The sequence below is a fragment of the Chelativorans sp. ZYF759 genome (assembly GCF_012911015.1).
Taxonomy (GTDB): Bacteria; Pseudomonadota; Alphaproteobacteria; order Rhizobiales; family Rhizobiaceae; genus ZYF759.
In genome coordinates this window covers 63,777-85,111 of sequence record NZ_WVVV01000017.1, presented here as the reverse complement: position 1 = coordinate 85,111, position 21,335 = coordinate 63,777, and the positions used below count along the sequence as shown (strand labels likewise).

The 21,335-nt window shown below is 64.5% G+C and carries 21 protein-coding genes and 1 pseudogene; 6 read left to right on the top strand and 16 right to left on the bottom strand.

The features are described from left to right. Nucleotides 1–339, top strand: a pseudogene (locus GRZ55_RS20150) (hypothetical protein); the annotation flags it as partial. Between the two features lie 518 nt (nucleotides 340–857). On the opposite strand, the gene GRZ55_RS20145 reads toward GRZ55_RS20150, so the two are convergent. Beyond that, complete coding sequence (locus GRZ55_RS20145; RefSeq protein ID WP_169288753.1) at nucleotides 858–1,355, bottom strand: hypothetical protein; 498 nt, start codon at nucleotides 1,353–1,355, stop codon at nucleotides 858–860. A 185-nt stretch (nucleotides 1,356–1,540) separates the two neighbouring features. Here GRZ55_RS20145 and pdxA point away from each other — a divergent pair, with 185 nt between their 5' ends. Together pdxA and rsmA are read left to right on the top strand one after the other, a co-directional pair. After that, nucleotides 1,541–2,554 (top strand): 4-hydroxythreonine-4-phosphate dehydrogenase PdxA, encoded by a 1,014-nt coding sequence (gene pdxA / locus GRZ55_RS20140; RefSeq protein ID WP_169288752.1) that lies wholly within the window; start codon nucleotides 1,541–1,543, stop codon nucleotides 2,552–2,554. Further along, on the top strand, nucleotides 2,551–3,375 hold the full coding sequence (rsmA, locus tag GRZ55_RS20135; RefSeq protein WP_169288751.1) for a 16S rRNA (adenine(1518)-N(6)/adenine(1519)-N(6))-dimethyltransferase RsmA: 825 nt from the start codon (nucleotides 2,551–2,553) through the stop codon (nucleotides 3,373–3,375). The genes pdxA and rsmA overlap by 4 nt, the downstream gene beginning before the upstream one ends. On the opposite strand, the gene gmk is transcribed toward rsmA, so the two are convergent. From gmk to fabD, 7 genes are all read right to left on the bottom strand, one after another. After that, entirely contained in the window at nucleotides 3,370–4,032 is a 663-nt protein-coding gene (gene gmk / locus GRZ55_RS20130; protein ID WP_210257435.1) for a guanylate kinase, read from the bottom strand. The genes rsmA and gmk overlap by 6 nt on opposite strands. Nucleotides 4,033–4,036: 4 nt before the next feature. Beyond that, nucleotides 4,037–4,924, bottom strand: coding sequence for a YicC/YloC family endoribonuclease (locus tag GRZ55_RS20125; protein WP_169288750.1), 888 nt, complete (start codon nucleotides 4,922–4,924; stop codon nucleotides 4,037–4,039). A gap of 61 nt (nucleotides 4,925–4,985) precedes the next feature. Continuing rightward, on the bottom strand, nucleotides 4,986–6,158 hold the full coding sequence (gene mltG, locus GRZ55_RS20120; protein WP_169288749.1) for an endolytic transglycosylase MltG: 1,173 nt from the start codon (nucleotides 6,156–6,158) through the stop codon (nucleotides 4,986–4,988). Nucleotides 6,159–6,249: 91 nt separating this feature from the next. Beyond that, a complete protein-coding gene (gene fabF, locus GRZ55_RS20115; RefSeq protein WP_169288748.1) occupies nucleotides 6,250–7,506 on the bottom strand; it encodes a beta-ketoacyl-ACP synthase II in 1,257 nt (418 codons plus the stop codon). 39 nt (nucleotides 7,507–7,545) lie between these two features. Next, nucleotides 7,546–7,782 (bottom strand): acyl carrier protein, encoded by a 237-nt coding sequence (locus GRZ55_RS20110; RefSeq protein WP_169288747.1) that lies wholly within the window; start codon nucleotides 7,780–7,782, stop codon nucleotides 7,546–7,548. A 218-nt stretch (nucleotides 7,783–8,000) separates the two neighbouring features. After that, complete coding sequence (gene fabG, locus GRZ55_RS20105) at nucleotides 8,001–8,738, bottom strand: 3-oxoacyl-[acyl-carrier-protein] reductase (protein ID WP_169288746.1); 738 nt, start codon at nucleotides 8,736–8,738, stop codon at nucleotides 8,001–8,003. Between the two features lie 39 nt (nucleotides 8,739–8,777). Further along, nucleotides 8,778–9,722: an ACP S-malonyltransferase gene (gene fabD, locus GRZ55_RS20100; RefSeq protein WP_169288745.1), complete on the bottom strand. Its 945-nt coding sequence runs from the start codon at nucleotides 9,720–9,722 to the stop codon at nucleotides 8,778–8,780. A gap of 228 nt (nucleotides 9,723–9,950) precedes the next feature. Between fabD and GRZ55_RS20095 the strand changes: the two genes are divergently transcribed. Together GRZ55_RS20095 and GRZ55_RS20090 are read left to right on the top strand one after the other, a co-directional pair. Next, nucleotides 9,951–10,895: an ABC transporter ATP-binding protein gene (locus GRZ55_RS20095; RefSeq protein WP_169288744.1), complete on the top strand. Its 945-nt coding sequence runs from the start codon at nucleotides 9,951–9,953 to the stop codon at nucleotides 10,893–10,895. After that, nucleotides 10,892–11,653 (top strand): ABC transporter permease, encoded by a 762-nt coding sequence (locus GRZ55_RS20090; protein ID WP_169288743.1) that lies wholly within the window; start codon nucleotides 10,892–10,894, stop codon nucleotides 11,651–11,653. The genes GRZ55_RS20095 and GRZ55_RS20090 overlap by 4 nt, the downstream gene beginning before the upstream one ends. A 7-nt stretch (nucleotides 11,654–11,660) precedes the next feature. Here the strand turns inward: GRZ55_RS20090 and GRZ55_RS20085 are convergent, their stop codons facing one another. Beyond that, entirely contained in the window at nucleotides 11,661–12,404 is a 744-nt protein-coding gene (locus GRZ55_RS20085; protein WP_169288742.1) for an SDR family NAD(P)-dependent oxidoreductase, read from the bottom strand. A 182-nt stretch (nucleotides 12,405–12,586) separates the two neighbouring features. On the opposite strand from GRZ55_RS20085, the gene GRZ55_RS20080 reads away from it, so the two are divergent. Continuing rightward, the gene (locus GRZ55_RS20080) at nucleotides 12,587–12,901 is read left to right on the top strand and encodes a multidrug efflux SMR transporter (protein WP_169288741.1); all 315 of its coding nucleotides are present in this window, start codon (nucleotides 12,587–12,589) and stop codon (nucleotides 12,899–12,901) included. Between the two features lie 9 nt (nucleotides 12,902–12,910). Here the strand turns inward: GRZ55_RS20080 and purF are convergent, their stop codons facing one another. The 7 genes from purF to rplI all read right to left on the bottom strand — a co-directional run bounded on the left by purF (nucleotide 12,911) and on the right by rplI (nucleotide 21,331). Beyond that, entirely contained in the window at nucleotides 12,911–14,377 is a 1,467-nt protein-coding gene (gene purF, locus GRZ55_RS20075) for an amidophosphoribosyltransferase (RefSeq protein WP_169288740.1), read from the bottom strand. 42 nt (nucleotides 14,378–14,419) lie between these two features. Continuing rightward, nucleotides 14,420–14,953 (bottom strand): CvpA family protein, encoded by a 534-nt coding sequence (locus GRZ55_RS20070; protein WP_169288739.1) that lies wholly within the window; start codon nucleotides 14,951–14,953, stop codon nucleotides 14,420–14,422. Between the two features lie 48 nt (nucleotides 14,954–15,001). Then, on the bottom strand, nucleotides 15,002–16,387 hold the full coding sequence (gene radA, locus GRZ55_RS20065; protein ID WP_169288738.1) for a DNA repair protein RadA: 1,386 nt from the start codon (nucleotides 16,385–16,387) through the stop codon (nucleotides 15,002–15,004). Beyond that, on the bottom strand, nucleotides 16,380–17,555 hold the full coding sequence (gene alr / locus GRZ55_RS20060) for an alanine racemase (RefSeq protein WP_368856652.1): 1,176 nt from the start codon (nucleotides 17,553–17,555) through the stop codon (nucleotides 16,380–16,382). The genes radA and alr overlap by 8 nt, the downstream gene beginning before the upstream one ends. A 3-nt stretch (nucleotides 17,556–17,558) precedes the next feature. Beyond that, nucleotides 17,559–19,049: a replicative DNA helicase gene (locus GRZ55_RS20055; RefSeq protein ID WP_169288737.1), complete on the bottom strand. Its 1,491-nt coding sequence runs from the start codon at nucleotides 19,047–19,049 to the stop codon at nucleotides 17,559–17,561. Nucleotides 19,050–19,276: 227 nt separating this feature from the next. Continuing rightward, on the bottom strand, nucleotides 19,277–20,578 hold the full coding sequence (locus tag GRZ55_RS20050; protein ID WP_169288736.1) for a cyclopropane-fatty-acyl-phospholipid synthase family protein: 1,302 nt from the start codon (nucleotides 20,576–20,578) through the stop codon (nucleotides 19,277–19,279). A gap of 135 nt (nucleotides 20,579–20,713) precedes the next feature. Then, nucleotides 20,714–21,331, bottom strand: a complete 618-nt coding sequence (rplI, locus tag GRZ55_RS20045) for a 50S ribosomal protein L9 (RefSeq protein WP_169288735.1) — start codon at nucleotides 21,329–21,331, stop codon at nucleotides 20,714–20,716. Nucleotides 21,332–21,335 lie beyond the last annotated feature (4 nt).

The window sequence follows — 21,335 nt, the reverse complement described above, 5'->3', positions numbered from 1 at the left end:
GCCGCCCCGCGCATTGTCGTGCCCGGCGTGACCGAACCCGCACCGCTTCCGCCGCCACCTTCCTCCGACGACCTCATCAGCGCCACGCGCCTGACCCAGCGCCTCGCAGCCCTTGCCGCGGCGCTTGACGATCTCCCCGGCCAGGCCAGGCGCTTCGCCCGCTGGCAAGCGCGCCGCCAGACGGCCCGCCTGCCCATCCGTCGCGTGCCGCCCGGCGGCCGGCTTTTGCGCTACGATCCTTCGATCACCCATCCCCCGAATATCCGCGTGATCGACGAGATCCTGGCGCACGCCCATTCGCTGGCGCTCCACGCGCTGGAAGGCCCCGACACGTCGTGACAGCCCCCATCCTCTCCCCGCTTGAGGGGGAGAGGTGCCGAGCACAGCGAGGCGGAGAGGGGGTCGGCCCCGGCAAGGGAGGTGGAGCTACTTCACCCCCGGGCGGCAACTGTGTTGCGGCTTTCCCGTCAAGGGTGGTGCAGGGCGCCCCCTCCACCATGCTGCGCATGGTCCCCCTCCCCCGCTTCGCAGGGGAGGATCAAGCCGTCACGCCCGTCTGCGCCCAATCCTCCCCTGCGAAGCGGGGGGTGAGGAGCGCTCGGCCGTAGGCCGATCAATCGACAAAGATTTGTCGATTGAAGCATGAACGCCCGAAGGGCCGGAGGGGGGCGTCCTTCCCAAAGCGCGGTGCGACCCCGCGAGCGAAAAAACGGCCGCCGGCCGCAAGCCCGACCGGGCGTCCGAGCTCATGCGAGGCCCTCGCGGAGGCCAGCGAGCAAGGCGAGCGCTCGGCCGCGAGCACAAAAAAAATGCCGGCCCGAAGGCCGGCATTTCCAGTTCATCCCGTGGGGGATGGATTAGCGGACATAGACGGTGAAGTTGCCGTCGCCAGTGCCCTGGACCGAGACGACGTCGTCGCTCGACACGTCCTCGTCCTGCAGCGCCTCGTAGAACGCGTCATTGTCCTCGATGGCGGCGCGCAGATCATCGACCCCGTCCTGGTGGCGCTCGAGCGCGCCATCGATGGCGGCCTGTTCCTCGCCGCCCGGGAGCTCGTCGATGCGGATCACGTTGATGGACGAGATTTCAGTGGCGCTCTCGACATCGGCGGTGCCGAACTGGCCCGTATTGATGGAGGAGACGACCGCGCCGACATTGGCGCCGGCGCCTGCCGCGCCCATCGTGCCACCAGCGGCTGCGCCCGTTCCGGTCGCGCCCGTCGTGGTGTCCATGTCGGTGCCGGCACCGGCTTCGACGCCCGTCTCGACCTCGAACTCCGCGTCCTGCGCGACGGCGGTTCCGGCAATGGCGGTCGACATCAGGGCGGCGGTGGTGAGTGCAAGAATGCGTTTCATGGTGTGGTTCCTCGTATTGTTGTTGCGATCCCTTCGCTGCCAAAACCCTTGGGCCGGGCGAGCGTTCCTGCCACAAACGCGGTCATTTCGTGACAGGCCCGCCACTTTTGCCGCAACCCCGCGGCGCACTGGACATCGCGCCCGATCCGCGCTTTCTGGCGAACGACAAAAAGGACGCCAAGCCCGTGACCACCCTCCCCCTCGCGCTGTCGATCGGCGATCCCTCCGGCATCGGCCCGGAGATCGCGCTTGCAGCCTGGCAGCGCCGCAAGACAGATGCCCTGCCCGCCTTCCTCCTGATCGGCGATCCTGCCCTTCTGGCCGCCCGCGCCCGTACGCTCGGCCTGGCCGTCGACATCGCCGAAGCCAGCACGCAGGAAGCCGCCGCGATCTTCGAGACCGCCCTGCCCGTCCTCAAGCTGGAAAATGCCTTCGTCGATTCGCCCGGGGCGCCGCGTCCGGAAAATGCCGCCGGCACGATCGAGGCGATCGAACGCGGCGTAGCGCTGGTGCGCGACGGCCGCGCCGCCGCCCTCGTCACCCTGCCCATCGCCAAGAGGCCGCTTTACGAGGCGGGCTTTGCCCATCCGGGCCACACCGAGTTCCTGGCCGAGCTCGCGACACGCCATTGGGGCCACCCCGCCCGCGCGGTCATGATGATCGCCGGCCCCGACCTGCGCACCGTGCCCGTCACCATCCATGTCGCGCTGGCCCAGGTGCCCGCTCTCCTGAGCGAGCAACTGATCGTGGAAACCGCCACCATCGTCGCAAGCGATCTTTCCGCCCGCTTCGGTCTTCAAAAGCCCCGCCTGGCGATTGCCGGGCTCAACCCGCATGCCGGCGAAGGCGGGTCGATGGGGTCTGAAGACGAGGCGGTGGTGCGCCCCGCCGTCGAACGGCTTCGAGCCATGGGTATCGATGCCACGGGCCCCCTGCCCGCCGACACGATGTTCCACCCCCGCGCGCGGGCAGCCTACGACGCCGCCATCTGCATGTATCACGACCAGGCCCTGATCCCGGCCAAGACGCTGGCCTTCGACGAGGCCGTCAACGTCACGCTCGGCCTGCCCTTCATCCGCACCTCGCCCGACCACGGCACCGCCTTCGACATTGCGGGCAAGGGCGTCGCCCGTCCCGACAGTCTGATCGCGGCGCTGAAGATGGCGCGCGCCATGGCCGATGCGGAGGCCCGCCCATGAGCGCCGACGGCCTGCCGAAACTCTCCGAGGTGATCGAGCGCCACGGCCTGGCGCCGAAGAAGTCGCTCGGCCAGAACTTTCTGCTCGACCTCAACCTCACGGCCAAGGTCGCGCGTGCCGCCGGCAGCCTCGCGGGCGAGACGGTGATCGAGGTCGGTCCCGGCCCCGGCGGGCTCACCCGCGCGCTTCTGCTCGCCGGTGCCGCGCAGGTGATCGCGATCGAGCGCGACGACCGCGCCATCGCCGCGCTGCAGGAAATCGCCGCGCATTATCCCGGCCGGCTGGAGATCGTCTCGGGCGATGCGCTTGCGACCGACTTCGCCGCCATGGCGGGGGGGCGCAGGATCCGCATCGTCGCGAACCTGCCCTACAATATCGGCACCGAGCTGCTGATCCGCTGGCTGACGACCGAGCCCTGGCCGCCCTACTGGAAATCCCTCACCCTCATGTTCCAGCGCGAGGTCGCCGAGCGCATCGTGGCCGCGCCCGGGTCCAACCATTACGGCAGGCTGGCTGTGCTCGCCGGCTGGCGAACCACCTCCCACATCGCCTTCGACGTGCCGCCCCAGGCCTTCACTCCGCCGCCGAAGGTGATCTCCTCAGTGGTCCATATCGAGCCGCGCGAGGTGCCTCTTCCGGCCGACACGGCGACGCTCGGTCGCGTCACCCAGGCTGCCTTCGGCCAGCGCCGCAAGATGCTGCGCCAGAGCGTGAAGTCGCTGGGTGGAGAGGCACTTCTGGAAAGGGCCGGCATCGATCCGACACGGCGCGCCGAGACGCTGTCCGTGGAGGAGTTCGTGCGGCTCGCCAACGCTTTATGAGCGCACCGTCTTCTGGTCGAGCAGCCCGTTGACGAAATCGAACAGGCCCGGCCGACGGTTGCGGCGCAGCCGCTCGGCCGTCACGATCGCCCGCACCGCCCCATAGGCCCGGTCGAGATCGTCATTGACGACGACATAATCATATTCCTGCCAGTGGCCGATCTCCTCGCGCGCATTGGCAAGCCGCTTCTCGATCGTCTCGGCCGAATCTTCCGCCCGCCGCTGCAGCCGCGATTTCAGCTCCCCCATCGAGGGCGGCAGGATGAAGATCGACACGATATCGGTCGGCATCTTGTCGACCAGCTGGTTGGCGCCCTGCCAGTCGATGTCGAACAGCATGTCGCGGCCCTCCGACATCGCCTGCTCGGCCGCCTCGCGCGGCGTGCCATAACAATTGCCGTGTACCTCGGCCCATTCGAGCAGCGCATCGGTGTCGCGCAGCCGGTCGAAATCGCGCTGCGAAACGAAATGATAATGCACCCCGTCGATCTCGCTGGGCCGCCGCGGCCGCGTGGTCACGCTGACTGAAAGCTCCAGCGCCGGATCGCTCTCCAGCAGGTTGCGCGCGATGGTCGACTTGCCCGCGCCCGACGGCGAGGACAGGACGAGCATCAGCCCGCGCCGCCTGATCGTGGTCAAAGTGCCCTCGCCCGCCATCGCCCTACTCCAGATTCTGAACCTGCTCGCGGAACTGGTCGACCACGGCCTTCAGGTCGAGCCCGATGGCGGTCACCGTCGCCGCATTGGATTTCGAGCAAAGCGTGTTGGCCTCGCGGTTGAACTCCTGGGAGAGGAAATCGAGCTTGCGACCCACCGCGCCGCCACCGGCAAGGAGCACCCGCGCCGCCTCGACATGGGTCCTCAGTCGGTCGATCTCTTCGCGGATGTCGGCCTTGGCCGCCAGGAAAGCCGCCTCCTGGTGGAGCCGCGCCTCGTCCATGGCCGCGCCCGATTCCATCAGCAGGCGAACCTGGTCCCCCAGCCGCTTGCGGATCGCCTCCGTCTCGCGCGACGGATCGGCTTCCGCCTGGGCGGCGAGCTGCTCGATGCGGGCCAGATGCCCCAGCATCAGCTCACGCAGCGCCGCGCCCTCCGTACGGCGAACCGACTCCAATTCGCCAAGCGCCGCCTCGAAGGCCTCGCTGATCGCAGCATCGACAAGGCCGCGCGTTTCTTCGTCGTCGCCCTGGTCGGGCAGCTCCAGAACGCCGCGCAGCGCCAGCACCCCATCCGCGCTCGCCGGGGCCAGCCCATACTGATCCTGCAGCCGGCGCGCCAGTTCCGCGACATCCTGCAGGAATGTCTCGTTGACCACCGGCTGAACCTGTGTGGCCGCGCCGGAAAGCGTCAGGACAGCCTGGATGTTGCCGCGCGAAAACCGCTTCTGCGCCGCCTGGCGAACGGTCTGGTCGATGCGGTCGAGCCCCGGCGGCAGCCTGAGGCGCAGATCGAGACCCTTGCCGTTCAACGAGCGCAATTCCCAGGTCGCGAAAGTTCCGCCACGTTCGACCGTGGCGCGAGCGAACCCCGTCATGCTCTGAAGACTCATATGAGGGACGCTCCCTTCGACGCCGCCGCGTGGCACTTGTCCGGAAGGGATGGCGCTCCGCTCACTCCGCGGTTTCCTCTTCCGCTTCGCGCTGTGCGGCAGCCTCCGCGCGCTGGCGCTCGATCGCACGCCAGCGGGCGACGTTTGAATTGTGCTCGTCCAGCGTGCGGGCGAAGGCATGCCCCCCCGAGCCATCGGCGACGAAGTAGAGGTCGTCGGTCTGGGACGGATTTGCCACCGCTTCGAGCGATGCCCGTCCGGGGATGGCGATGGGGCCGGGCGGCAGGCCGTTGATGGTATAGGTATTGTAGTCCGTTGGCGTGTCGATGTCCGAACGATAGATCGGGCGGCCCGGCGGCAGGCCTTCTCCCCCGAAGATGCCATAGATGATGGTCGGGTCGGACTGCAGGCGCATGCCGCGGTTCAGGCGGTTGATGAACACTGCCGCGACCCGCGAGCGTTCGTCCGACCGGCCGGTTTCCCGCTCGACGATCGACGCCAGCGTCACGAACTCGTTGATGTCGTTGATCGGCAACCCATCGATGCGGCGCTCCCAGATGGATTCGATCATGCGCTGCTGGTCGTTGCTCAGCCGGCGGATGAGTTCCTGCCGCTGCATGCCGCGCGTGAACCGGATCGTGTCGGCCGCAATGCTGCCCTCGGGCGGCAACTCGCCGGGCATGTCACCTTCCAGCTCTTCCATGGCGGCAATGCGCTGGAACGCCTGGTGGACCGTGAAGCCCTCCGGAATGGTCAGCGCATATTCCACCGAGCGCCCGCTGCGCAACAGTTCCATGATCTCATACATGGATGCGCCCGCCCGAACCTCGTACTCGCCCGCACGCAGGCTGGCATCATGGCCATAGGCCCGAAGCCCCAGCCTGAACAGCCGCGCGTCCGAGATCATGCCGCGCCGTTCGAGTATGTCGGCGATCTCCGTCACGCCGGTATTTGGACGGATCAGGACGGTGTCCGTGGATTGCAGCGGGCCCGGCCCTTCGAAAGCCTGCTTGCCGAGAAAGAAGCCCAGCCCCCCCACGACAACGACCAGCACCACGAGCGACATGAGGAAATTCATGAACACCACGAACTGGTTTCGCGACTGGCGCGAGCGCCTCGGCGGCGGCGTGCCTGCCTGGGGTCTCAGCGCTTCGCTGGCCGACTTGGGCACGAGCCGCCGGGGCTGCTCGCGAGGCGCTTGTGAACCATCGTTCTCGTGAGACTGATTCGTCATCCCGTCTGCTGCTCTTCTTATATCCCTCGGCCCGCGAAATTAGCGGCGAATATGGCTAAAATACTGGCTTGCAACGCTCGGCGACGAGCGATCAACCATTATAGCGCTGAAACACCAGGGAGGCATTGGTGCCGCCGAAGCCAAACGAATTCGACAGGGCCACGTCGATCTGGCGCGCACGCGACTGATTTGGCACGAGATCGATCGCGGTTTCGCGGGCTGGGTTGTCGAGATTGATCGTGGGCGGGGCGATGTTGTCGCGGATCGCCAGGACCGAGAAGATCGCTTCGGCCGCGCCCGCGGCACCCAGCAGGTGACCGATCGAGGATTTGGTGGACGACATCGAGATCTTGGAGGCTGCATCGCCCACCAGGCGCTCTACCGCGCCGAGCTCGATCGTGTCGGCCATGGTCGATGTGCCGTGCGCGTTGATGTAGTCGACCTCCGCCGCCGTCACCCCGGCCCGCTTCAAAGCGGCCGCCATGCAGCGATAGGCGCCATCGCCATCTTCGGCCGGTGCGGTGATGTGGAAAGCGTCGCCGGACATGCCGTAGCCCACGACTTCGGCATAGATCTTGGCGCCGCGCGCCTTGGCGTGCTCGAGTTCTTCGAGCACCACCACGCCGGCGCCCTCGCCCATGACGAATCCGTCACGATCGCGATCATAGGGGCGCGAAGCCTTTTCGGGCGTGTCGTTATAGGCGGTCGACAACGCCTTGCAGGCGGAGAAGCCCGCGATGGAGAGACGGGTCAGCGGCGCTTCGGCGCCGCCGGCAAGCATCACGTCCGCATCGCCGAACATGATGAGGCGGGCCGCATCGCCGATCGCGTGCGCCCCCGTCGAACAGGCCGTGACCACGGCGTGATTTGGGCCCTTCAGCCCGTGCCGGATCGATACCTGTCCCGAAACCAGATTGATGATGTTTCCAGGAATGAAGAAGGGGCTGATGCGACGCGGACCGCGTTGCTCGAGCGTCAGGGTATTTTCCGCGATACCCTCGATGCCACCGATGCCCGAACCGATCATTACGCCGGCGGCGCAGCGCTCGTCCTCGGTTTCGGGCTTCCAGCCGGAATCGGCGAGAGCGAGATCGGCTGCGACCATGCCGTAGACGATGAACTCGCCGATCTTGCGCTGGTCCTTGGGCTCCAGAAAATCATCCGGGCTGTAGGCACCTTCGCCCTGCCGGGGGATCGGGTTGGCGATCTTGCAGGGAAGATCGTCAACCTCGAAGTTCTCGATGCGTCGGGCTGCACTTCGTCCCGCCAGGATTTGCTTCCACGCATGCTCTGCGCCGACGCCAAACGGCGACAACAGGCCCAGGCCCGTCACAACGACGCGTCTCATGGCTTCACTCCCGGACGAACGAACTGCTGCCCGTCCAACTCAGCTGGTGGACTTCTCGATATACTTGACCGCGTCGCCGACGGTCAGGATCGTCTCGGCTGCATCGTCGGGGATTTCGACGCCGAACTCTTCTTCGAAAGCCATCACGAGCTCGACCGTATCCAGGCTGTCCGCACCGAGGTCGTCGATGAAGCTTGCACCTTCAGTGACCTTGTCGGCGTCGACGCCCAGATGCTCGACAACGATTTTCTTGACCCGTTCTGCGGTATCGCTCATTTCGGAAACCCTCGACTTGGTGTTGTGATGCCTTCGTTAGCGACAGGTCCGCCGCTAATCAAGTTGAAAGATGCTGGCGGGCGGGCCGGGCTTTTCGACCTTCGCCGCACGCCATTTTGATGCTTCCCATCGTGGAAAAGCTATCCGTGGCCGCCGCGGGCCATGTTGTGCGCGGCAATACACGAAAAGATCTGACCTTCCAAGGCCCCAGACGGCGGTCAGATCATCGCCATGCCGCCGTTGACGTGGAGCGTCTGTCCCGTGACATATCCTGCCCCCTCCGATGCAAGATAGAGAACGGCCGCGGCAATATCGGCGCCGCTGCCCATGCGGCGCATGGGAATCGCGCCCATGATGGCGTCTTTCTGCTTCTCGTTGAGCTTGTCGGTCATGGCCGATTCGATGAAGCCCGGGGACACGCAATTGACCGTGACGTTGCGCGAAGCGATCTCCTGGGCAAGGGACTTGGTGAAGCCGACGAGCCCGGCCTTTGACGCACAGTAGTTTGCCTGTCCCGGATTGCCGGTCGTCCCCACGACCGAAGTAATGTTGACGATTCGCCCGTAGCGACGCCGCATCATCGGATGGGTAAGTTCGCGTGTCAGGCGAAAGGCCGAGGTGAGGTTGACCTCGATCACCGCGTCCCAGTCCTCGTCGCTCATGCGCACGAAGAGCCCGTCGCGGGTGATGCCGGCATTGTTGACCAGGATGTCCACGCCCTCGAGCTCGGCTTCGGCCTTCTGTCCGAGCGCCTTGACCTCGTCGCGGTCGGACAGGTTGGCGGGGAATATCTTCGTGCGCTCGCCGAGTTCTGCTGCAAGGCCTTCCAGCTTCTCTACCCGGGTGCCGTGCAGGCCCACGGTCGCGCCGGCCTGATGCAGCATCCGTGCCACGGCCTCGCCGATGCCGCCGGTCGCGCCGGTCACGAGGGCCTTGCGCCCGGTCAGTTCGAACATGTGTAACCCTTCCTTCAGAACAAGAATGCGCCGGCCAGCTCAGCCCAGCGCAGCGAGTACGGTTTCGATGTCGCCCGGCGTATTGACGGGCACCGTCACGATGTCGCGGTCGATGCGCCGCGCCAGGCCGGACAGCACCTTGCCCGAACCCACTTCGTAAAGCGTGGTGACGCCGTTGGCCGCAAACCATTCCACGGTCTCGCGCCAGCGCACGCGTCCGGTGACCTGCTCCACGAGTTTTTCGGCGATGAGTTCGGGGTCCGACAGCGGCTCCACCACGACGTTTGAAATGACCGGCACGACCGGTGCCTTCTTCCTCGCTTCGCTGAGCGCGACACGCATCGCGTCGGCGGCCGGCGCCATCAGCGAAGAGTGGAACGGCGCGGAAACCGGCAGCAGGATCGCCCGCTTGGCCCCCTTCTCGGTGCAGTCGCGGGCGGCGGTCTCGACCGCTTCCTTGGAGCCGGAGATAACGATCTGCCCACCGCCATTGTCGTTGGCGATCTGGCATACGCCGCCTTGGGTCGAGGCCGCGGCGCAGGCGGCCTCGACGGCTTCATGTTCGAGCCCGATGATGGCGGCCATGGCGCCCTCTCCCACCGGCACGGCCTGCTGCATCGCCTTGCCGCGAATGCGCAGAAGCCGGGCGGTGTCGGCGATGGTGAACATGCCCGCCGCGCACAGCGCCGAGTATTCGCCGAGCGAGTGGCCGGCGACATAATCGACCTTGCCCTGCAGCTGGAAACCTCTGGCCTCCAGCGTGCGCATGATCGCCATGGATACGGCCATCAACGCCGGCTGGGCGTTTGCGGTGAGCGTCAGCGTCTCCTCGGGGCCCTCCCACATCGTGGTCGTCAGCTTTTCGCCCAACGCCTCGTCGACTTCATCGAACACGGCCCGCGCTTCGGGGAAGGCGTCGGCAAGTTCCTTGCCCATGCCGACCGCCTGGCTGCCCTGGCCCGGAAAGGTGAATGCGATGGCCATCGCCTGCTCCCTTGGATTGTTTTCCGTGCCGCTGTTTGGCATGCCGGACGCGCAAGTCAAGGCTAACACGAGAGGGCCCGTCTCGATCGACCCTTGGCAAGAAACTGGCAGGAGCATGATCGCCACCCTGGCTGGGCCATTGGAAGCATGGACACCGAACACTATATCCGGCCTCTTGCCCTGCTCTCACGCCGCGCCTTGTGACGCGCCGTCATTTCTGAAAAGCCCATGCTCCAAAAATCCATTACCGCGCCGATCATCTCCGTTTCAGGACTGTCGAAGACCTACGAAAACGGTTTCCAGGCACTGAAGTCCGTCGATCTGGAGATCCGCGAGAGCGAGATACTTGCCCTGCTGGGTCCCAACGGCGCCGGCAAGACGACGATGATCTCGATCATCTGCGGGCTCGCCAATCCGTCGACCGGCACCGTCACGGTCGCCGGCCACGATATAAGGCGCGATTTCCGCGCTGCCCGATCCCTGATCGGCCTGGTGCCTCAGGAACTCCATACGGAATCGTTCGAAACCGTCTGGGCGACCGTCAGTTTCAGCCGCGGCCTCTTCGGCAAGCCGGCCAACCCCAAACTCATCGAGCAGATCCTCCGCGACCTCACCCTGTGGGACAAGAAGGACAACAAGGTCATCGAACTCTCCGGCGGGATGAAGCGGCGCTTGATGATCGCCAAGGCGCTTAGCCACGAGCCGCGCATCCTGTTCCTCGACGAGCCGACCGCCGGCGTCGACGTCGAATTGCGCAAGGACATGTGGCAGCTCATCCACAAGCTCCGCGAAACCGGCGTCACCGTGATCCTGACCACGCACTACATCGAGGAGGCCGAAGAGATGGCCGACCGGATCGGCGTCATAAACAAGGGTGAGATGCTGCTGATCGAGGAGAAGTCTGAGCTGATGCGCAAGCTCGGCCGCAAGCAGCTCACCCTGGAACTGCGCGAGCCCGTCGAGGCCCTGCCCGAGGCTCTGGGCCGCTACGACCTGGAACTGACCAATGAGGGCCAGCGCCTGATTTACACCTACGACACCCAGGCCGCGCGCACCGGCATCACTTCTCTTCTCGCCGATCTCAACCGGTCCGGGATCGCGGTACGCGATCTGGAGACCAGCAGCAGCTCGCTGGAAGACATCTTCGTCAGCATCGTGAGGGACCGCTCGTGAACTTTCACGCCGTCAAGGCCATCTATATCTTCGAAATGTCACGCTGGCGCCGGACCATGTTCCAGAGCGTCGTCGCGCCCATCCTGACCACCTCGCTGTACTTCATCGTATTCGGTGCCGCGATCGGCCAGCGGATAGAGGAGATCGACGGCGTCTCCTACGGGGCCTATATCGTGCCGGGCCTGGTCATGCTGATGCTTCTCACGCAGAGCGTTTCCAATGCCGCCTTCGGCATCTACTTCCCCAAATTCGTGGGCACCATCTACGAGATCCTTTCCGCACCCATCTCCTATGTGGAAATACTCTTGGGATATGTCGGGGCGGCGGCCACCAAGTCGGTCATCCTTGGCCTGATCATCCTGGCGACGGCCAGTCTCTTCGTCGACCTGACCATCGCACATCCCCTGATGATGATCATCTTCCTGCTCCTGACGGCGCTGACGTTCAGCCTTTTCGGCTTCATCATCGGCATCTGGGCGGACAATTTCGAGCAGCTGCAGTTCATTCCGCTGCTCATCATCACGCCGCTGGTGTTCCTCGGCGGGAGCTTCTACTCGATCGAGATGCTGCCGCCCTTCTGGCACACCGTGTCGCTTTTCAACCCGGTGGTCTATCTGATCAGCGGCTTCCGCTGGAGCTTCTACGAAACGTCCGACGTCAGCATCTTCTTCTCGACCGCCATGGTCGGCGTGTTCCTCGCCGTCTGCATCGCGGTGCTGTGGTGGATATTCAAGACGGGCTACAAGCTGCGACCCTGAGCTTCGCTCAGTCCGGCATGTGATAGGTCAGAAACCGGTTCTGGCGCACGTCGAACAGCCGGCCGGTCTCCTGGAGATCCGGGCTGACCAGAGGCAGCATGCGGGCGGCGACCTCCGATGCGTGCGGCAGGCTTTCCGGATCCTCCCCCGGCATCGCCTGCGCGCGCATCGCGGTGCGGGTGGCGCCGGGATTGACGGAATTGACCCTCAGCGCACTGTTCTTGGTCTCGTCCGCCCAGGACCGTGCCAGGACCTCCACAGCGGCCTTGGAAGCGGCGTAAGGCGCCCAGAAGGCGCGCGCGCTGTGCGCCACGCCCGACGACATCAGCACGGCTCGGCCGGCATCGGACTTGCGCAGCAGCGGGTCCACCGAACGGATCAGCCGCCATGTCGCCGTCACGTTCAGCATCATCACCTTGTCGAAGGTCTTTGCCTGGATGTGGCCGATCGGCCCGATGACGCCCAGCACCGCGGCGTTGGCGATCATGATGTCGAGTTTGCCCCAGCGGTCGTTGATCGCCCCGCCGATGCGGTCGATACCGGCCATGTCGGCAAGGTCGAGCGGCACCAGCGTGGCCTGCCCGCCCGCCGCCTTGATCTCGTCGTCGAGCTCCTCGAGACCGCCCACCGTGCGGGCGACCGCGATCACATGCGCGCCGGCAGCCGCCAATTCCTTGGCCAGGAAATAGCCGATGCCGCGCGAGGCGCCTGTCACGAGGGCGGTACGGCCGGAAAGGTCTGGAGCGGTCATGTCGTGTCCCCTGCTTATGTCTGTCGCGAAGGCTGATAAACGCTTTGCGCCGCCGACGGAAGCCAGCCGGCTTGCCGTTTCAGCCGACAAGACCTAGATGAAGTCTCGGACGGGACGACCCGCGCCGTTTCAGCCCCGAAAAGTTGAGGACGACCTCATCGCCACGAAGATGGAGATGAGTGATGGCGTGGCTTTACCTTGCATTGGCGGGAATGTTCGAGATCGGCTGGGCCGTGGGGCTCAAATTCACGCAGGGCTTCACGCGCGTGGTGCCGACCATCGCAACCGTCCTGGCCATGGCGATCAGCCTCGGCTTCCTCGGCCTTGCCCTCAAGTCGCTCCCGCTCGGCACCGCTTACGCCATATGGACCGGCATCGGCACGGTGGGAACGGTCCTGTTCGGTGTCCTGATCCTGGGCGAACCCGCCAGCGCCGCGCGCCTGGGCTGCATCATGCTGATCGTAGCCGGCATAGGAGGGTTGAAGCTGCTTTCCTGAAGAGGAGCCTCACCCGCCGCCCGCAAGCACGGAGAGCGTGCGCACATTGTCTGCACCGTCGAAGTCGGTCAGCCGGGTGGGATAGTCGCGCGTGAAGCAGGCATCGCAATATTGCGGGCTGTCGTTGTCACGCCCTGCTTCGCCGACGGCCCGGTAAAGGCCATCTATGGTCAGGAAACCCAGAGAATCCACGCGGATGAAACTCGCCATTTCCTCGATGGTCATACGCGAAGCGAGCAGCTTGGCCGTTTCGGGCGTGTCCACGCCATAGAAGCAGGAGGCGCGCGTCGGCGGCGAAGCTATACGCATGTGGACTTCGCTGGCGCCAGCGTCGCGTACCATCTGCACGATCTTCTGGCTGGTCGTTCCGCGCACGATGGAATCATCGACCAGCACCACCCGCTTGCCCTCGATCATCTTGCGGTTGGCATTGTGCTTGAGCCGCACGCCCATGTGACGGATCGCGTCCGTCGGCTGGATGAAGGTTCGCCCGACATAGTGGTTTCGGATAATGCCGAGCTCGAAGGGGATGTTCGATGCCTGGGCAAAGCCGATCGCCGCGGGCGTGCCGGAATCGGGGACCGGAACCACGATATCGGCATCGACCGGGTTCTCGCGTGCCAGTTCGGCGCCGATCGCCTTGCGCACGTCATAGACGTTGCGCCCTTCGACGGAGGAATCAGGGCGCGCGAAATAGACATATTCGAAGATGCAGAAGCGCGATTTCTGGGTTTCGAACGGGAAGTGGCTCTCTATCCCGTTCTTGGTCACCACGACCATCTCGCCGGGCTTGAGGTCGCGCACGAAGCGGGCGCCGATGATGTCGAGTGCACATGTCTCGGATGCGAAAATCCAAGCACCGTCGAGATCCCCGAGCACGAGCGGCCTGATGCCCAAAGGATCGCGGCAACCGATCATCTTCTTCGAGGTCAGGGCGACCAGCGAAAAGGCGCCCTCGAGTTGCCGTACCGCTTCGATGAAGCGCGAATTGATGTCGCGCTCGCGCGATGTCGCCACGAGATGCAGGATGGTCTCTGTATCGGATGTGGACGAGAAGATCGCACCCTGTTTCTGCAGGTTGCGCTGCACGGTCATGGCGTTGGTGATGTTGCCATTGTGTGCGATGGCAATTCCGCCCTCCGCCAACTCGGCAAAGAGCGGCTGGACGTTGCGCAGGCCCGACCCGCCAGTGGTCGCATAGCGGGTATGGCCGATAGCGCGTGTACCCGATAGCCGGTCGATGACGGCCTGCTTCGTGAAGGTGTCGCCGATGAGGCCGACATGCCGCTCCACATGGAACTGCGAACCGTCGAAGGAAACGATGCCGGCCGCCTCCTGCCCACGATGCTGCAACGCATGAAGGCCGAGTGTCACGATCGCCGCGGCATCCTGGCGACCGAAAATACCAAAGACGCCGCACTCGTCGTGAAAGCGGTCGTCTCCTCCGGCAAAGGGGGTGTCATCCATATCCGCCATGGCAGGCTGCCTCGCCTATGTGCGGGATCGCCGGCGGCGTCCCTATTCTCCAGTCGGCTCGTCACCCGGCCGCTGGATACGATCGAAGATCGAGCGCTCGGGATCGTCCGGAAGGACGCCCTCGAGCCAGTTTCCGATACCTTCCAAAAGCGGCCGAGATTTGGCCTCGCTCACCCAGGCCGGCGGATTTGATCCGACCAGCCATGAGAAGAACAGGAAGGCGACGGCCACCACAAGGACGCCACGCGCGGCGCCATAGAGGAACCCCAGCGTGCGGTCGAGCGCGCCGATGCGCGAATCGATGATGAAATCCGCCACCTTCATGGTCAGAATCGTCACGATGATCAGCACGATAATGAAAACGATGCCGGCCGCCACCGCCAGCGCCAGTGTCTGGTTGTTGATGTGCGGGAGCAGGTAGGGCAGCACCAGCGGATAGAAATAGTAAGCGCCAATAGCGGCCGCGACCCAGGACACGATCGAAAGCACTTCGCGCGAGAACCCGCGCACCATGGCGAGAATCGCTGAAACGAGCGTGAATCCGATCAGAATTCCGTCCAGAAGAGTAATCGGCATTCCCTGTTCCACTCCAAGAGACCGGCATTGCACCGCGTCTGCTTCGTACTAGTCCGGCTTGCTGCCTGCAATACGCACGACGAGATCGGCCAGAATAGCCGGCTGAAAGATACTGATGGCCTGCGACGCCACTGCTTCCTCGCTGCCAGCCGGGATGACCGCCTGACCGAACCCCAATTTTTCGGCTTCCTTGAGGCGCTGCTGGGCATGCGCAACCGGCCGCACAGCCCCCGACAGGCTGATTTCGCCGAAATAGACGCTATCGGCAGGCAGGGCAAGGCCGGTCAGCGATGAAACCAGGGCGGCCGCGACCGCAAGATCTGCGGCGGGTTCGGAAATACGATAGCCGCCTGCCACGTTGAGATAGACGTCATGCGAGCCGAACCGCACCCCACAGTGGGTCTCCAGCACGGCCAGAACCATCGAGAGGCGGGCCCCATCCCAGCCGATCACCGACCGCCGAGGCGTGCCGAGAGGGGACGGCGCGACGAGCGTCTGGATCTCGACCAGGACGGGCCGCGTGCCCTCCATTCCGGCGAAGACGGCCGCTCCCGGAGCCTTTGCGGCCCGTTCGCCTAGAAACAGCTCGGACGGATTGGCTACTTCACGCAAGCCCTTGTCCGACATCTCGAACACGCCGATTTCGTCTGTCGGACCGAAGCGGTTCTTCACGGCCCGCAGGATGCGGAAGTGGTGGCCGCCTTCGCCCTCGAAATACAGTACGCCATCGACCATGTGCTCGACGACACGCGGTCCGGCGATCTGCCCTTCCTTGGTCACGTGTCCGACGAGCACCACCGCGGCCCCCGTCGACTTGGCATAGCGGATCATCTTCTGGGCCGAAGCGCGCACTTGCGTCACCGTGCCCGGCGCCGAATCCGCTGCGTCGGTCCAGAGTGTCTGCACCGAATCCAGGATGACAAGGTCGGGCCGCTTGCCATCGGCGATGGTGGCAAGGATATCCTCCACATTGGTCTCAGCCGCCAATTCTACGGGCGCTGAAGCCGCATTCACACGTTGCGCCCTCAGCCTGATCTGGGCTACCGCCTCCTCGCCGGAGACATAGACGACCCGGTGACCGGCCATGGCCAGCGCCGCCGCCGCCTGGGTCAGCAGCGTGGACTTCCCGATACCGGGGTCCCCGCCCACCAGCAGCGCGGAGCCGCGCACGAAGCCCCCGCCGGTGGCTCGGTCGAGTTCTCCGATACCTGAAACGATGCGCGGCGCTTCCTCGATCTCACCCGAAAGCGTGGTCAGCGCGACTGACCTGCCCTTGCGGGCTGAGCGCATCGAGCCCGGCCCGGAGCCGATGCCGCCGTCGGAACCTTCCTCCACCAGCGTGTTCCACTCGCCACAGCCATCGCATTTGCCCGCCCACCGCGCGTGCACGGTGCCGCAGTTCTGGCATACGAACTGGACTCTGGATTTAGCCATCGCTGATTTCCGCGCCCAGATATCGGCGGTCGTAGCGATCGCCAAGCGAGGTCAGCAACTCGTAGGCGATCGTTCCGGCCCGAGCGGCCGCCTCGTCGATGGGGATATTGGGGCCGAAGAGTTCGATCCAGTCGCCATAGCCGACTTCCTCACCCAGATCGGTGACGTCGAACATGGTGAGATCCATGGTGACCCGTCCAAGAACGGGCACGCGTTGGCCATGGACGAAACCTTCGCCGCCCTTCGCCAGCGTCTGGCGGAGCGGTACGCCGGAACCGGACAAAGAACGCGGATAGCCATCCGCGTAGCCCGCCGCCACGACCGCGATACGGGTGTCGCGCGACAGTTTCCGGGCAGCGCCATAGCTGACTGTCTCGCCGGCCTTTGCCGCCCGCACTTGGATGACCCGCGTTTCGGCGGTAGCGACCGGGAGCATCGGGCGCTCGCCCGCGACCGGGTTGCCGCCGTAGAGCGCGATACCGGGGCGCACGAGGTCGAACGCATAGTCAGGCCCGAGCATCGTTCCAGCGGAATTGGACAGACTTGAATCGGCGTGGGGAAAAGCGCCCCTAACTGCCTGGAATGATTCAAGTTGCCGGACATTGAGCGGATGGCCCGCCTCATCCGCGCACGCAAGATGGCTGATGACGAGCAGCGGCGTGACTGCACCGGTGAGTGCGTTGTCGGCGGCAAATGCAATCGCCTCATCGGCAGACAGGCCAAGCCGGTTCATGCCCGTATCGACGTGAATTGCACAGGGGCGCGGCACGTCCCCATCCCAGCCATGCGCCTCCCAGATCGACAGTTCCGTGCGCGAGTTCACGACCGGAAGCAGACCGAACTCGTGGAAGATGTCGGCCGAACCGTTTTCGAACAGGCCGGCCAGCACGTAGATATAGGCTTCAGGAAGCACCGCGCGCAGCGTGGCCCCTTCCTGCGGCAGCGCGACGAAGAAGGCGCGGCAGCCTTCCGCCCACAGCGCGGAGGCCACCTTGTCGATCCCCAGCCCGTAGGCATTCGCCTTCACCACCCCCGCGACCTCGGCTCCACCGGCCACCTCGCGCAGACGGCGATAGTTGGCGCGAAGCGCATCCAGGTCGACCGTCAGGCGGCCGCCGGCAACGCGGGGGTCAGGATTCGAACGTTCCTGGGAGGCGATGATGTGCACGGTCTACTCGAAATGCTCGGGCAGCCGGGCATCGTCCGCGAGGTCGGAGAAGCGTGTGAACTGCGCCTGGAAGGCAAGGCTGACGGTGCCGGTGGGCCCGTGACGTTGCTTGGCGATGATCACCTCGGCCCGCCCTTGTGCCGCTGCCAGCTTGGTCTGCCAGTCCAGATGCTCCTGCGTGCCCGGCTCCGGCTCCCGGTTCGAGATGTAGTATTCCTCGCGGAACACGAAGAGGACGACGTCGGCATCCTGCTCGATCGAACCTGATTCACGCAGGTCGGAGAGCTGCGGGCGCTTGTCCTCGCGGCTTTCGACCTGGCGCGACAGCTGGGAGAGCGCGATGATCGGCACGTTGAGTTCTTTGGCCAGCGCCTTGAGCCCGGTGGTGATCTCGGTGATCTCCTGGACGCGGTTCTGGGATGATTTGGCGCTCGAGCCCTGCATCAGCTGAACATAGTCGACCACGATGACGTCGAGCCCGCGCTGGCGCTTCAGCCGCCGCGCGCGTGCTGTCAGCTGGGCAATCGAGATGCCGCCCGTCTGATCGATGAAGAGCGGAATCTTCTGCATCACCTGCGAGCAGGCGACGAGACGCTCGAATTCGCCTTCCGAGATCTCGCCGCGCCGGATCTTCGAAGACGGAATCTCGGTCTGCTCTGAAATGATACGTGTGGCGAGCTGCTCCGACGACATTTCCAGCGAGAAGAAACCGACCACGCCGCCATTCTTGGCCGAGAACGACCCGTCGGCTTGCTGAACCGGCTCGTAGGCCTGGGCGATATTGAACGCGATGTTGGTGGCCAGCGACGTCTTGCCCATGCCGGGACGTCCCGCCAGGATGATCAGATCCGAGGCCTGCAGCCCGCCCATGCGCTGGTCGAGATCGCGCAGGCCCGTCGATACGCCCGAAAGATGGCCATCGCGCTGATAGGCGGCACCGGCCATGTCGATCGCGAGATTGACGGCATCGGAAAAGGTCTCGAAGCCGCCATCGTAGCGGCCGGTCTCGGCCAACTCGAAAAGACGGCGTTCGGCATCTTCGATCTGCGCGCCGGGCGACATGTCGACGGGGGCGTCGAAGGCGATGTTGACCATGTCCTCACCGACCGTGATCAGCGCGCGGCGCGTCGCCAGGTCGTAGATCGCCCGGCCGTAGTCCCCGGCATTGATGACCGTGACGGCTTCTGCCGCCAGCCTTGCAAGATATTGCGTAACCGTCATCTCGCCGACCTTCTCGTCGGCCGGCAGGAAGGTCTTCATGGTGACCGGATTGGCGATCTTGCCCATCCGGACCATGTCGGCAGCGACTTCGTAGATCTTGCGGTGAAGGGGCTCGTAGAAATGCGATGATTTCAGAAAGTCCGACACCCGGTAAAAGGCGTCGTTATTGACGAGAATGGCCCCCAGAAGCGCCTGTTCGGCCTCCAGATTATGCGGTGCCTCACGAAACAGCGGTGTTTCCGCCGCAGCCTGCTTGCGGAGCGCTTCAGCCATCTTATCGCCTTGTCAACTTGCCCACCGGCGAGCATCGAACACTCCCGGCCCCCGGCCCCGTTTGTCCTAACGACTGCCTGCGCCGGAGGAAACCACCTTGCGCGGGCGTCAACGCTATCCACAGCATCAACAGCGCAAAACGGCATTCATCACAAACGCCTCGACATCGCGAACGAATCGGCGGGTGCAGGATCAGTCTACAACACGAGGACCGCGAAGGGGCAGGATTAGCTGTCCTGGCGCCTGCGCCGTGTGCTCTTTCCGGGACGCGAAGCGGCTGCAGCCTTGCGGGGTCTCGGCGACACATCGTGCCTGGCGAGTTCACGCTCGGTATCCACCATGTAGTCCCGCGTCATCGGCGTCGTGCCGTTGCCCTTGGTGAGCTGGATCTGGAACACCATGAGATCCGACCAGCGGAACGAAGCCTCGGAAGCCGCAAGATAGAACTCCCACATTCGGCAGAAGCGCTCGTCATAGATCGCCCTGGCCTTCTCGCGATTGGCAAGGAAGCGCTCGCGCCACGCCTTGAGCGTATCGGCGTAATGCAATTGCAGGATCTCGACATCGGAGACGACCAGCCCTGCCTTTTCGATTGCCGGCAGCACCTCGGAGAGTGCGGGTATGTATCCGCCTGGGAAGATGTATTTGCGGATGAACGGGGCGGTCGACGAGGGCGGACCCGAGCGCCCGATCGAATGCAGCACCATCACCCCATCCGGCTTCAACAGGCGCGCGCACTGGTTGAAGAAGGTCCGGTAGTGGTTGACACCCACATGCTCGAACATGCCGACCGATACAATGCGGTCGAAACGTTCCTGCAGCTTGCGGTAGTCGCGGATCTCGAAATGAACCTGATGATCGAGCCCGGCGGCCTGTGCGCGCTCCGTCGCAACAGCATGCTGTTCGTCCGACAGCGTCACACCGAGTACGTTCACGTCGAAGCGGCGCGCCAGATAGAGGCCGAGCCCGCCCCAGCCGCAGCCAATATCCAGCACATTCTGCTCCGCCTCGAGACGGAGTTTGGCGGCGAGATGGTGCTTCTTGGCAAGCTGCGCCTCTTCGATCGTCATGGACGGGCTGCCAAAATAGGCACAGGAATACTGCATGTCTTCGTCGAGGAAGAGGCGATATAGGTCGACTGAAAGATCGTAGTGATGCTGGACGTTGGAGCGCGAACGACCGGTGGTATTGATCTGCTGGAGCCGGCGCACCGCATAGCGCATACCGTCCATGACTCCCATGACCCATGGTGGCCGCGCACCAGCCCAACTCATGTTTGTATAGGCAATCTTCATGAAGGCGAGCGGATCGCCTTCGACAAAGTCCACCTCCTGCGCCATGAACATCTCGGGAAAGCCGAGGTCGGGATTGCGTAGAATCGCGCGCTCGGCCGCGATGGACTTTATGTGGAGGTGAACGAGATCTCCGGCACCGTCGCCGAAGGAATGCAGGGAACCCTGCGGATCCGTTACCCGCAGATTGCCCTTTCGGAAGACCCGTTCGCACAGACGTTTGAACAGCCAATTCATGACACCAGCCTCGTCATGATCCCGTCGCAATTCACAAGAATAGCGCACAAAACCAGCGAAGCAAATTCTGCCACAAAAGCAGAACGCCCGGGCCAGGGCCCGGGCGTTCTGACGTCCATGGATTTGGGCTGGGGATCAGCCCTGCTCGGCGCGGTCTTCGCCGGTTTCGCCAGCCCCGGCCTCGTCGGAGAACTCTTCGGGAGCATCCTCGAAGAACTCATCGGGATTGGAGGCCTCGTCGTAATCGGCGCCGTAGATTGCTTCCGCCGAATCCAGCGTTTCACCGCGGGACTGACGCTCCGCCTCGTCGGCCGAGCGAGCGACGTTGAGCGTGATGCTCACATCGACCTCAGGATGAAGTGCCAGCGCGATCGTCGTCAGGCCGATGGCCTTGATGGGGTTGTTGAGTTCGACCTGGTTGCGATGGACGTTGAAGCCTTCGGCCGCCAGGATGTCGGCGATGTCGCGCGTCGAGACCGAACCGTAGAGCTGTCCGGTTTCGCCGGCCGAGCGGACGACCACGAAGGTGCTGCCGTCGATCTTTTCGGCGACCTTCTGCGCGTCGCTCTTGCGCTCGAGATCACGGGCTTCGAGTTGCGACCGCTGGGAATCGAAACGTTTGCGGTTGGCGTCATTGGCGCGCAGCGCCTTGCCCTGAGGGAGGAGGAAGTTGCGCGCAAAACCATCGCGCACCTTAACTTCTTCGCCCATTTGGCCGAGCTTGGCGATACGCTCGAGAAGGATGACTTGCATGTCC